9 protein-coding genes and 2 pseudogenes are annotated in these 11,699 nt (G+C 39.3%); 7 read left to right on the top strand and 4 right to left on the bottom strand.

Features of this window, described 5'->3' with window-relative positions:
* Positions 1 to 375: 375 nt before the first annotated feature.
* The 6 genes and pseudogenes from RMY16_RS24145 (at position 376) to RMY16_RS24120 (ending at position 5,310) form a co-directional block, all read left to right on the top strand.
* Positions 376 to 705 carry a hypothetical protein gene (locus RMY16_RS24145; RefSeq protein ID WP_322668763.1) on the top strand — a complete coding sequence of 110 codons (330 nt, stop codon included), beginning with the start codon at positions 376 to 378 and terminating at the stop codon, positions 703 to 705.
* A gap of 70 nt (positions 706 to 775) precedes the next feature.
* Entirely contained in the window at positions 776 to 1,324 is a 549-nt protein-coding gene (locus RMY16_RS24140) for a GIY-YIG nuclease family protein (protein ID WP_322738478.1), read from the top strand.
* A gap of 48 nt (positions 1,325 to 1,372) precedes the next feature.
* Positions 1,373 to 2,833, top strand: coding sequence for a protein kinase domain-containing protein (locus RMY16_RS24135; RefSeq protein ID WP_322738477.1), 1,461 nt, complete (start codon positions 1,373 to 1,375; stop codon positions 2,831 to 2,833).
* A 683-nt stretch (positions 2,834 to 3,516) separates the two neighbouring features.
* Positions 3,517 to 3,876 (top strand): Mo-dependent nitrogenase C-terminal domain-containing protein, encoded by a 360-nt coding sequence (locus tag RMY16_RS24130; protein WP_322668760.1) that lies wholly within the window; start codon positions 3,517 to 3,519, stop codon positions 3,874 to 3,876.
* A 22-nt stretch (positions 3,877 to 3,898) separates the two neighbouring features.
* A pseudogene (locus RMY16_RS24125) lies at positions 3,899 to 4,171 on the top strand (cupin domain-containing protein).
* 392 nt (positions 4,172 to 4,563) lie between these two features.
* Entirely contained in the window at positions 4,564 to 5,310 is a 747-nt protein-coding gene (locus tag RMY16_RS24120) for a creatininase family protein (protein ID WP_322668759.1), read from the top strand.
* Positions 5,311 to 5,611: 301 nt separating this feature from the next.
* Here the strand turns inward: RMY16_RS24120 and RMY16_RS24115 are convergent.
* Positions 5,612 to 5,707, bottom strand: a pseudogene (locus RMY16_RS24115) (Uma2 family endonuclease); the annotation flags it as partial.
* 175 nt (positions 5,708 to 5,882) lie between these two features.
* Here RMY16_RS24115 and RMY16_RS24110 point away from each other — a divergent pair.
* Positions 5,883 to 6,449: a hypothetical protein gene (locus RMY16_RS24110; RefSeq protein WP_322738476.1), complete on the top strand. Its 567-nt coding sequence runs from the start codon at positions 5,883 to 5,885 to the stop codon at positions 6,447 to 6,449.
* Positions 6,450 to 6,831: 382 nt separating this feature from the next.
* Here the strand turns inward: RMY16_RS24110 and RMY16_RS24105 are convergent, their stop codons facing one another.
* The 3 genes from RMY16_RS24105 to RMY16_RS24095 all read right to left on the bottom strand — a co-directional run bounded on the left by RMY16_RS24105 (position 6,832) and on the right by RMY16_RS24095 (position 11,385).
* The gene (locus RMY16_RS24105; RefSeq protein ID WP_322738475.1) at positions 6,832 to 7,380 is read right to left on the bottom strand and encodes a DUF6887 family protein; all 549 of its coding nucleotides are present in this window, start codon (positions 7,378 to 7,380) and stop codon (positions 6,832 to 6,834) included.
* The gene (locus tag RMY16_RS24100) at positions 7,377 to 7,568 is read right to left on the bottom strand and encodes a DUF6888 family protein (protein WP_322738474.1); all 192 of its coding nucleotides are present in this window, start codon (positions 7,566 to 7,568) and stop codon (positions 7,377 to 7,379) included. Before RMY16_RS24100 ends, RMY16_RS24105 begins: the two co-directional genes overlap by 4 nt.
* Before the next feature lie 1,348 nt (positions 7,569 to 8,916).
* Positions 8,917 to 11,385 (bottom strand): ATP-dependent Clp protease ATP-binding subunit, encoded by a 2,469-nt coding sequence (locus RMY16_RS24095; protein ID WP_322738473.1) that lies wholly within the window; start codon positions 11,383 to 11,385, stop codon positions 8,917 to 8,919.
* Positions 11,386 to 11,699 lie beyond the last annotated feature (314 nt).

Raw genomic sequence — 11,699 nt, 5'->3', positions numbered from 1 at the left:
GGTCTCATTATTCATACAAAAGCCCCAGTCCTTCTAAGGATGGGGCTTTTTGTTTGTCCAAATGACTCTTGTTGACAGTCAAACTTAATTATTTTTCAGAGAATTAAGTTTAGTGTATCAGTAGAGCATTAGGGAGAAATTAACTATTACTAAAAATCTGCTAAACTTCATGATTCTTAACGATGCTAGCTTTATCGTGTAGCTGACAGAAGTCCCATAATCTAATAGGCTGATCTTAAAGTGGTTATTTTTAACCAAGTTTATCTGCACAATAAGGTAGGCTTCGTTGTACATCACATTTGGATGACTCTGTGTAACATGTTGCTTATTTTTTATCATCGCTTAGTCCTTAATAACTAGTTATTAATACAGAAAATGCCTCTTAAAATCGTTCAAAACTTTGATGGAAGTTTCACTCTTGAAGCACAAGCTCAAGAAACTCTATTCAATTTATTGACAAGCGCTGCTTTCTTGAACCAAATTTGTCAACAGTTGGGGTGTGAGCAACTTAAATTTACAGAATTACTTTTCCAGCCAGTTCCTTATAGCTTAACTACTACTAAAGGAATGCCAGCAGAATTTGAAAAATATCATAAATCTGATCAGTATGTCATTATTAATGTGCCACCAAACTTCATGTTCAGTGCTAAGATTTTTAAACCCAGTCGCCTTTGTGCAATTTACCAAAATTTGAGTAATGAATAATTTTAAAGATATTTTTTTCTAATTCGCAATTTTTAATTCTGAAGTAAATAGTAAGTCTGATATTTGATGTATGGCTTCTGAAACAAATCTTTCTTCTTTGGCAACTCTGGAATATATTCCTTATATTGACGATCGCGGCCAATTACCCGAACAATTTCAGGGTAAAATCGGAGTATATGCGATCTTTGACCAAAAAAAAGTGCTGCAATTTGTAGGATACTCTCGTGATGTTTACCTCAGCCTTAAACAGCATTTAGTTCGTCAGCCACAGCAATGCTATTGGGTGAAAGTTCAAACTATTGAACGTCCTAGTCGCACAATTTTAGAAAATACTGAAAATGCTTGGATTGCTGAAAATGGCAGTGTACCTTGGGGTAATAGGGATCAAAAGGAAAAATGGACTCATCCTATTGATGTCAAAGTTGTAATGACACCTGAAGAACAGGCGAAATATGAAAATCCAGCTAATGATGAATTAGCACAAATAAAAGTTCTTAAAAACGTGGCACGGAGAGTAGAAGCAGAAATTTCAACGCAATTGTTAGAAGTGCGAGGTTTGCAAATGCAGATTCGCTTCAATCCTAAATTGAAAGAAGAAGGATTACTAGATTTGAAATGAAGGTAGTTTTGGGGAAAACTATCTTATGAATATCGCTTGTAATCTCCGATGACAATACAGCTGTTGAACGATCGCTATCAAGTTATCCGCACAGTGGGCGCTGGTGGGTTTGGTGAAACCTATCTAGCAGAAGATACCTATATGCCCTCAAAGCGCCGTTGTGTGGTTAAACAGCTAAGACCGATTCACAACAATCCCCAAATTTACCAGTTAGTGCAAGAAAGGTTTCAACGCGAAGCAGCAATTTTAGAAGAACTCGGTGGCGCAAATGACCAAATTCCAGCATTGTATGCCTATTTCTCTTCAGGCGGACAATTTTACTTAGTTCAGGAGTGGATTGAAGGCGATACCCTAGCTGGAAAAGTTCAAACGCAGGGACTATTTAGTGAAAGCGCTGTCCAGGAATTATTCATGAATTTATTACCCGTCCTGGATTATGTTCACTCTAAGCATATTGTTCACCGGGATATTAAACCGGATAACATTATTGTGCGTCATCGCGATGGTAAACCTGTGCTAATTGATTTTGGCGCTATACGCGAGTCAATGGGAACAGTGGTAAATTCTCAAGGCAATCCTACTAGTTCGATAGTGATTGGTACACCTGGCTATATGCCGAGCGAACAAGCCGTAGGTAGACCTGTTTATTCTAGTGATTTATACAGTTTAGGAATGACGGTAATTTATTTGCTGACTGGTAAACAAGCGCAACAACTAGAAACCGATTCTCAAACGGGTGAAATTGTCTGGCGGCAATATGCGAGTCATGTTAGCCCAATTATGGCAAGAGTAATCGATCGGGCGATCGCTTATCATCCACGCGATCGCTACCCCACAGCTAGAGCAATGCTGGATTCTTTGCAAAGCATAGCAAATCCAATTCCACCGACGCAACCCCTCTTGACTCAACCAACTATAGTCTCTGCACCGCAACCTCAGACAGCACCTGTCAAACCACAGCCTAGCCCTCAAAGTAGTAATAGTCAGAATAATATTCTCATGGGCAGTTTGATTGCAGGTGGGTTAATTGGTGCATCTGTGATTATTAGCCAAGTTTTACCAAAATCTTCTCAACCTACCGCAGACAAAACGGTATTACCTTCAGAAACACCGTCAAATGTTACAAGCCCAGTGATAGAAACTCCTACATTTACACCAACTACCCCATCAGTTTCAACTCAATCACCTTCCTTAACTACATCACTACCATCAGTTGATACCACGACTCTCAACAATTATTTCTGGCTTTCTCAAAGACTTGTAAGCGATGCAGATTTGGATGGTAAAAGCGGTTTTGAGCTAGATATTATGCGAAATTCGATTTTTGCTATTCATGGGCGCCGTTTTGATAATACTGAATTGCAAAATTACTTTAATAACCAACCTTGGTATCGTCCTACATATTCGCCCAAGACATTTCCACCTAAATTACTGTCAAAAATAGAGCAACAGAATGTAGAATATATCAGTAAATATCAGGTTAGTACTGGGTTAAGATATTTTAAATAAGTAAGTTTTTCATAATTGGGAATGAGGACTGGGGAGAATAAGCAATACTTTTCTACAAGAAGCCGTGCTAACGTCAAAATCTCATAGTGAGTAGTTGGACAAAGCTGATTATAAAAACTGTAGAATTACTCAGTACAAGTGCCCCTTTCTCTTGTGTAAGTCCTTATATTAGTTTTGGCTTATCAATCGATTTATTACTACTTATTAGATAATATTTAGGTTAACTTGTGTAGTATATCAGACAAATTTATGGATATTCAATACTCTAAAATCGAAAGATATTAGGGGCTAATCCTAGCGAAATGTATGTAGGGTCAGAACAGAACTGTATTTGTCTGCCATAAACTACATCTCTAGATACTAGGCATTTTCAGAACCAGGCATTTATATATAGTATATAAGATTGCTATCTGTAAGATTAGAAATCTATAAGTTAAAGAAATGCCATTTTTATATTTTCTTTGTTATTTTGTATTTAACGGGACAGTTATTCATGATTTGGTGGGTTTAAATAACAATTAGTTAAACCATTTCTCTTCCCAAGGATGCATGTAAATTGTTTGTATTATGCTTTCTTTGCCTCTGAATCTACAAGCGCAGTGCAAATTGACCAAAAATATTACATGCTAACATTTTGAATTGCTAAATAGTTCATCTACACAAGGAAAACCTTGCCTACAACTATGCTTAAAACACAGAATCAGCGTATTTTTTTGCCTGCTTTTATTAAACCTTTAGAAGAAAAGAATCAAACAGGTAGTAAAAAGCAATTTGCTCAACCAAAATTAGATATACTCCAACCATTACGTCAATGGCTCGATAAAATTGAGATTCAGAATCGGAAATTAGCCAAATTTATTGCTAAACTAATTCCTGCTCAGTGTCCATTCGAGCGTGATGTCATGCTTTTTGGTCGTAAAATAGCTCATATTCCGCCAATGTGCAAGCTGAATCCGCTTTATAACGAACTTGTCTACTTGCGTTTTCGTGCTTTGTGTTATCTAGTAGACCAGTGTGGAGAGGATATTCAATCTTATTGCTGAATATAACTACAGAAAACACAATATGGACATTAAAATTGAGCATCAACCCAGATAAGAACATCTCAATGAATTAGGTGTCTTTGAATGGGATATTTGGAAAGAGGAAGTTTCAAAATTCCCTTGGACTTATGATTATCAAGAAACTCGCTACTTTTTGGAAGGTGAAGTAGTTGTTACTCCTGATAGCGGACAGCCAGTGCAAATGGGTAAGGGCGATTTAGTGATTTTTCCCGCTGGTATGTCCTGTACATGGGAAATTACAAGGAACGTAAAAAAGCATTATTACTTCGAGTAGTCAAAAATCAAAATTGAGCGACTTTTTTTCTTGATTATCCAGAAAGACAACATTTCATAAATCAATTTTGATTTCCATTATGGAAGCTTACTGACGAGTATCGTAGTATAAAATGGCAGAATCGGCAAATTGTTTATATATATCTCTGTGAAAACTCGTTGTAACTCCATTACCTAAAGAATATTCGTAGAAATAGATCGTCTAATTCTCTCCAAATTTGGCAGTAAACAAAGATCCCCGACTTCGCAAAAATTGTTGGGGATTTTGTGCGATCGCCAGCAGAGAAAATTTAGAGAGTTCATAATCATGTTAGTGGGAGTTTAGTTACAGAAGATGCTGTTTTGCAGCAAAAGGTTTCATCCCACGGCAATTTTATTGAGGAAAATCATTAAATGTTACTGCATTTAAGTACTTGGCAAGAAGTCGAAGCTTATTTACAGCAGTCAAAAGGTATTATTTTCCCTATTGGTTCCACAGAACAGCATGGGCCAACGGGGTTAATTGGTACTGATGCTATTTGTGCAGAAGCGATCGCATCTGGTGTAGGTGATGCAACTCAAGCGATCGTGGGGCCTACAATCAATGTGGGCATGGCATTACACCATACTGCTTTTGCTGGCTCAATCAGTCTGCGTCCCAGCACTTTAATTCAAGTAGTGCGAGATTATGTAACTTGTTTAGCCAAAGCTGGTTTTAGCAAGTTCTACTTTATTAACGGACACGGCGGTAATATCGCCACCCTCAAAGCTGCTTTTTCCGAAACCTACGCTCATTTAGAAGATTTGCAGATTCCCAATGCTCAACAGGTGCAATGTCAAGTGGCAAACTGGTTTATGTGCGGTTCTGTATATAAGCTAGCGAAAGAACTATATGGGGATCAAGAAGGTTCTCATGCAACGCCAAGTGAAGTAGCACTCACCCAGTACGTTTATCCAAATGCGATTAAGCAAGCATACCTTTCACCAGAAGTAGCAAGCGGACATCGAATTTATAGCGCTGCTGACTTTCGAGTGCGTTATCCAGATGGACGTATGGGATCAAATCCGGCTTTAGCAACGCCTGAACATGGTAAGCAGTTTTATGATTTAGCAGTGAAAGAACTTAGCAATGGATATTTGGAATTTGTGAACGCAGAATAAAACTCATGAAAAGACATTGTAGAGATACGAGTAAAATCGTGTCTCTGCATCAAATATTTTGAGAATGATTATTAGACATCTGGTGAAATTAAATATGCGTTATCCAGAATCTTTGTAAAGATGCTTTGACGTAGCGGGGCACAATCAGTCCAATTTCGTGTCTTTACCTTCTTGTGGTTCAAAAAGATAAAAAAAGCTGTAAATTATCTTAGCTGTTAATAATTTGTTCCACTGCAACAGAAACATCTGGGAATGCAAGCGGTTGAATTATTCCTTCGGTCAATGTCAGTTTGACAATTTATCCTTTGAGTAGTTCAACTTTGCGATCGCTCAAAATGCCAGCATCAATCATGCGGTGATATTCGTCAATCGTCCACTTAGCAACTATCACACTCATGACGATTGATTCCTCCTAATAATTCTTAATATTTTTCCATTTTAAAGGCACTTTAGGTGTAATTCAGAATCAGTCGATTGATTGAAGATAAAGATATGCCAGAAAGCATGTGATAATACTGATACACAGGCTGAGGTAACAGCTTGGTAACTATAAAATAGTCGAGTATGCAATTATGTTAAGAGAAATTTCGTTGGTGTTGGCGCAGTCCGCCATAGGCATCGCTACTTTTGTTATTCCCTTGACTAGCTACACCCATAGTCAAGTAACTGCTACCACCACTAATTATCAAATTTCTCAAAATCCTAACAATCAATCAACAGGAATCACTATTGAACGTCTAGGAATAGGTGGCGTAAAACTTTCTATGTCCGAAGCACAAGTCAGAAAAATTTTAGGTAAACCTGTAAAAGTAGAAAATGGCTTTATAGCTGCTATTGGTAAAGTTCGTACTCTGAAATATGCAGGCATCACAGTTGATTTAGATGAAGGTGCTAAACCAGGTAACTTTACTGTTTATCAAATCAAAGCAACTCGTTCTAAATATTCTACCATAGATGGAGTAAAAGTAGGTGACAAACAATCAAAAGTGATTAGAACCTATGGAAAAACTGAAATTTCCCAAAATGGTAAAGTTACTAATTTAAATTATATAGTTGAAAAACCTAGCCCTGGAGGTTTAAATTTTACTGTTGAAAAAGGCAAAATAACAGAAATTTTCTGTTTTTATGTGATAAATTAAGCAATTTTTACAAGAGAATGCTTTGCAATATCCAGGTCAATAGCAACGGCTTCTATTTGTTTTATAGAGTTATCTTGACTTCTGTATTTGAGCAACGTAGTAAATTGACCAATTTCTAAACTTGGTTTACTGATGCGTATTTGCACTAATTACCTATAAAAGGCGATCGCTCAAAATGCCAGCGTCAATCATGCGGTGATATTCTTCTTGCTAAAGCGATCGCACTTCATCTTCAAAATAAATTACAGCTATGCCCAAAAGCGATAGGAACCCTTTAGTTCACGGCTCTAATCTTGAACAAAAGGAGAATCACCGCACAAAAAACAGAGATGTTGATAGTAAAAAATATATCAGTGAGATTATAACTGAGTACTGCAAAGTGTTAAGTAGCCTCTGTTGAGAAAATAAAAACCTCTGCTGCTTGAGTCGGCCAGACAAATAAGTTTTGCTTTGCAATATCCAAGTCAATAGCATCGGCTTCTATTTGTTTTATAGAGTTATCTTGACCTCTATATTTGAGCAACGTAGTAGATTGACCAATTTCTAAACTTGGTTCGCTGATGCGTATTTGCACTGGTGGGTTAATTTGAATTGGTTCCCAGATTCCAGTTTGATCAATTTCTATTCCAGTAAGATGATGCTTGGTAACAAATTTATTATCTAAATGATTCCACCATTCAGAAATTGTCTGAGCTTCTTTAGTATATTTTGGTGTATTCTTACAGTGCCAACGAATAGCATTGGAACTATATTTAATTGCTTCTTTAACTTTGTCTTCCCAATTCTCATCATTCAAGTCTATGCTGATCATTTGCCCTTCAGATTTTGAGCGATCGATATACACATGGAAAGCTGCAACATCTTCTCGGTGAGTGAGAACATAGCGACGTAGTTCATTCAGATTCATCGCTTCATACTTAGCTACTGTCATGGTTCATACCCTCCGATTGGTTTAATCTCAAAGTCCAGATTTTCGCCAGCAAGTACGTATAAGTTTCCAGTACGTTCATCTACTCTAACAAGTTCGATGTTTGTGTATGGCCATCTAGGGTAAATGACATTAGTAAGTCGATAACAAAGCCTGTAAAGTCCCTGAGTTTGTTCGTTTGTGGGCTTCATATCCACTTTACTTGATTTACCCACTGATTATATCGGTAAATAATATCTGAAATTCGGGGAAAGGCGATCGCTCAGAATGCCAGCGTCAATCATGCGGTGATATTCGTCAATCGTCTACTTAGCAACTATCACGGTCATGAGATTGATTCCTCCTGACAATTTTTTATCTTCTCCTATTTTAAATACATTTCAGGTCTGATTCAGAATCAGTCAATTGATTGAAGATACAGACAATTTGTCCTGAAGAATACTAATAACTATCTAAAAATACTGCTTAACGGCTTTTAATTCCTTTTATTGCTCTGGTTTCATTTCATTGTTCGACATGGAATCAATTGGTTCAAATGTTGAGCTATTTTTGCTTGTTTTAGTCTAAACTCCAGTGTAAATCTACTTTCGACAAACAGATTGATAAAGCTTGTCAACAAAAGTTCCAGGCTGAATTTTCTCTCCAATCGATGCATATGCTTCAGGCTGATGATATGGATCAGGTTGCTCTCCATTTGTCGCAAGCAACCGAACTATATAAAACTCACAGTCAAATCTTAAAAGTTGCGTATATTCTTGTTGAGGATTTTTAAACAAAGTCTTCACTATTACTGTATTTCCACTTCGTTTAATTGAATCAACTTCAACCCAAAATTCAGCCTGCTCTGTATCATTATTTGCTAGTAGTGTCCAATTTTCTGGTAGCTCCGAAATATTGGATGCTTCATTTACTTCTTCAGAATCATAACTATATTCTTGCTGTGAATTCTGCCTTGATTCACTAGGCTCACTACTAATCTGTGTTGTGAGATCATGAGACTGACTTCTATGGTCAGGTGATTTTTGTATACCACTATCTAATTGCTGTGAATAAAGACGACTACAAGCTGTTTACAATACAAATAGTAGTAATATTACTGGAAAAGTAAATATTTTTCTTACTTTTTTCATAAGAAGTTATTACACCTAGCACATGCTTATCAAGACTTATACTTTTTGTATCAAATATAGCATAACAATCAGTATCGTTAAATGTCCAGCATTAGTGTTTTGATCTGCTAAAACTTACAGCGCTTTTGAGGTAGGTGAGGTACAGCAACTTTTGGGATGCTTTTTAAACTTTGAATTTGATTCAGTTGCTGTACCTCATAAACATAGAATCTGCTGTATCTAATTTGCATAGTAAAATTTTATGAAGTCTTGTAGCATGAGCATCTTATCCGCTTTAATTATGCAAGTTAGATGTGAAACAGCTTATCAGCCTTGATTTGTATATATTGACAATAAAAAACGGTAGAGTGCTTATTGCTCTACCGTTTTCTAATTTTCTATTTGAGATTTAAATCCCAAACCCTAAATCTTACTCAACACCTTGGGGTAACAATTCCCGACGCTGTTGAGAACTAACTTGGACAACGCCATTTTCATCCACATCAACAAGGGCTGTATCGCCATCTTTGATACGACCAGACAGAATTTCTTCTGCTAGGCTATCTTCTAACAGGCGCATAATTGCCCGACGTAATGGCCTTGCGCCGTAGCTGGGACTGTAACCTTCAGTGATTAACCTATCCTTGAAGCGATCACTAACTTCTAAGGTGATACCCTTTTCAGTTAGACGACCAAATACTTCCTTGAGCATAATTTCGGCGATTTGGGTCACTTCAGGCTTGCTCAACTGACGGAAGACGATAATTTCATCGAGTCGGTTGAGGAACTCTGGACGGAAGTACTGCTTCAATTCTTCGTTCACCAAAGAGCGAATCCGGTTGTAAGTTGACTCGCTGGCATCTTCAGAGAATTCAAAGCCGATACCGCTACCGCCTTTTTCAATTACCTTAGAACCAATATTGGAAGTTAGAATCAGCAAGGTGTTTTTGAAGTCCACCGTGCGACCTTTGGCATCAGTTAACCGACCGTCTTCCAAAATTTGCAGCAGCATGTTGAAGACATCGGGGTGCGCTTTTTCGATTTCGTCGAACAACACCACGGTGTAAGGACGCCGCCGCACGGCTTCGGTTAGCTGACCACCTTCGTTATAACCAACATAACCTGGAGGGGAACCAATCAGCTTGCTGACGGTGTGGCGCTCCATGTATTCGGACATGTCTAAGCGGATCATCGCTTCTTCGGAACCGAAGAAGTAAGCAGCTAGGGATTTCGCCAACTCGGTTTTACCTACACCAGTAGGCCCAGAGAAGACAAAGCTAGCTATGGGTCGATTGGGATTTTTCAAACCGACACGAGCGCGGCGAATTGCCCGTGAAACTGCCTTCACAGCTTCGTCTTGACCAATTAAACGCTGGTGCAAGGTGTCTTCCATGTGCAGCAGCTTTTCAGATTCAGATTCGGTGAGTTTGTTCACCGGTACTCCAGTCCAGGAAGCGACAATGTGAGCAATGTCTTCTTCTGTAACTACAGGTTCTTCACCTTCTGTGCCAGTTGCATTGGTCTTGCTTTGAGCGATCGCCCGGATTTCGGCTTTGATTTCCATTTCGCGATCGCGCAATTCCCCGGCTTTGTCAAAGTCTTGAGAGCGCACTGCATCATCTTTTTCTTTTAATATCTGACGCAGTTCTTTGTCTAACTCTTTGGCTGCGGGTGGCAGTTGGGAGTTAATCAAGCGCACCCTAGAACCAGCTTCATCAACTAAGTCGATGGCTTTATCTGGGAGGTAGCGATCGCTAATGTAACGGTCTGACAATTTCGCCGCCGCTACCAATGCTTCGTCGGAGATTTTCAGTTTGTGGTGTTGCTCGTAGCGTTCGCGCAAACCATATAAAATTTCAATTGTTTCATCAACTGTAGGTTCGCCAACCATTACTGGTTGGAAACGTCGCTCTAGCGCTGCATCTCGCTCGATGTGCTTCCGGTATTCATCTAGGGTTGTAGCACCGATGCACTGCAACTCACCTCTTGCCAAAGCTGGCTTGAGGATATTTGCTGCGTCAATCGCACCTTCTGCTGCACCCGCACCAATTAAGGTGTGTACCTCATCAATCACGAGAATGACATTACCCGCCGAGCGGATTTCATCCATGATTTTTTTCAAGCGTTCTTCAAATTCACCCCGGTACTTGGTTCCTGCTACGAGCAAACCAATATCCAAGGTGACGACGCGTTTATCTTCGAGGATGTCAGGGACATCTTTGGTGGCAATGCGTGAAGCTAAACCTTCAGCGATCGCAGTTTTACCAACCCCTGGTTCCCCAATCAGTACTGGGTTATTTTTTGTTCGGCGACCCAATATCTGAATCACCCGCTCAATTTCTTTAGCGCGTCCCACCACTGGATCGAGCTTATTGTCTATCGCCATTTGAGTCAGGTTTGAACCAAATTCATCCAGAGTCGGGGTTTTTGTGCGCCCGGATGAGCCGCCTGGTGAAACTTCGGCAGTTTCTCCCAACATGCGGATGACTTGGGTTCTTACCTTAGATAGATCCACACCGAGGTTTTCTAGCACCCTGGCTGCGACGCCTTCCCCTTCGCGGATTAGGCCCAACAGCAGATGCTCGGTGCCAATGTAGTTATGCCCCAGTTGGCGTGCTTCTTCTAGGGAGAGTTCTAGAACTCGCTTTGCCCGTGGCGTAAACGGAATTTCCACGGCAACAAAGCCTGATCCCCGTCCTATAATTTTTTCAACTTCAATTCGGGCATCTTTGAGATTGACGCCCATTGATTTCAGCACCTTGGCAGCCACTCCAGTGCCTTCGCCAATCAGACCCAGGAGGATCTGCTCGGTTCCGACAAAGTTGTGACCTAAACGGCGGGCCTCTTCTTGGGCCAGCATGATTACCTTAATGGCTTTTTCTGTGAAGCGCTCAAACATGGCTTTATCCCATCATCTGCGGTCGTGCCGGTATGCTGATTTTAGCACAGGCAAAGCTTTTGGATGCCTGTATAACAGATTATAGACATCCTGAAGCTATGACTTGAGTTGATGGGCTAATTGTTAACTATTGACTACTCTTCTCTGGCTAGTGTACTGAGGAGCTTTAGTTCACCAGCCTTTTTGGGATTTTTTACAAACAGTTCACTGCTTAGATTAAGGGTTTCTTGACTCAATCCCAAACATTTATGTTTAGCATACATATTTTTTAATATCAACTAAAAATAATTAATATTTAATTTACTTATAAATAT

Source organism: Nostoc sp. DedQUE12b (assembly GCF_034530835.1).
Classification (GTDB): domain Bacteria; phylum Cyanobacteriota; class Cyanobacteriia; order Cyanobacteriales; family Nostocaceae; genus Nostoc.
This window is presented reverse-complemented; position numbering and strand designations above follow the sequence as displayed.

Bases quoted from the DNA above. Each gene is read 5' to 3' on its own strand.
- RMY16_RS24145 (WP_322668763.1), top strand. From the start codon at position 376: ATGCCTCTTAAAATCGTTCAAAACTTTGATGGAAGTTTCACTCTTGAA.
- RMY16_RS24140 (WP_322738478.1), top strand. From the start codon at position 776: ATGGCTTCTGAAACAAATCTTTCTTCTTTGGCAACTCTGGAATATATT.
- RMY16_RS24135 (WP_322738477.1), top strand. From the start codon at position 1,373: ATGACAATACAGCTGTTGAACGATCGCTATCAAGTTATCCGCACAGTG.
- RMY16_RS24130 (WP_322668760.1), top strand. From the start codon at position 3,517: ATGCTTAAAACACAGAATCAGCGTATTTTTTTGCCTGCTTTTATTAAA.
- RMY16_RS24120 (WP_322668759.1), top strand. From the start codon at position 4,564: ATGTTACTGCATTTAAGTACTTGGCAAGAAGTCGAAGCTTATTTACAG.
- RMY16_RS24110 (WP_322738476.1), top strand. From the start codon at position 5,883: ATGTTAAGAGAAATTTCGTTGGTGTTGGCGCAGTCCGCCATAGGCATC.
- RMY16_RS24105 (WP_322738475.1), bottom strand. From the start codon at position 7,380: ATGACAGTAGCTAAGTATGAAGCGATGAATCTGAATGAACTACGTCGC.
- RMY16_RS24100 (WP_322738474.1), bottom strand. From the start codon at position 7,568: ATGAAGCCCACAAACGAACAAACTCAGGGACTTTACAGGCTTTGTTAT.
- RMY16_RS24095 (WP_322738473.1), bottom strand. From the start codon at position 11,385: ATGTTTGAGCGCTTCACAGAAAAAGCCATTAAGGTAATCATGCTGGCC.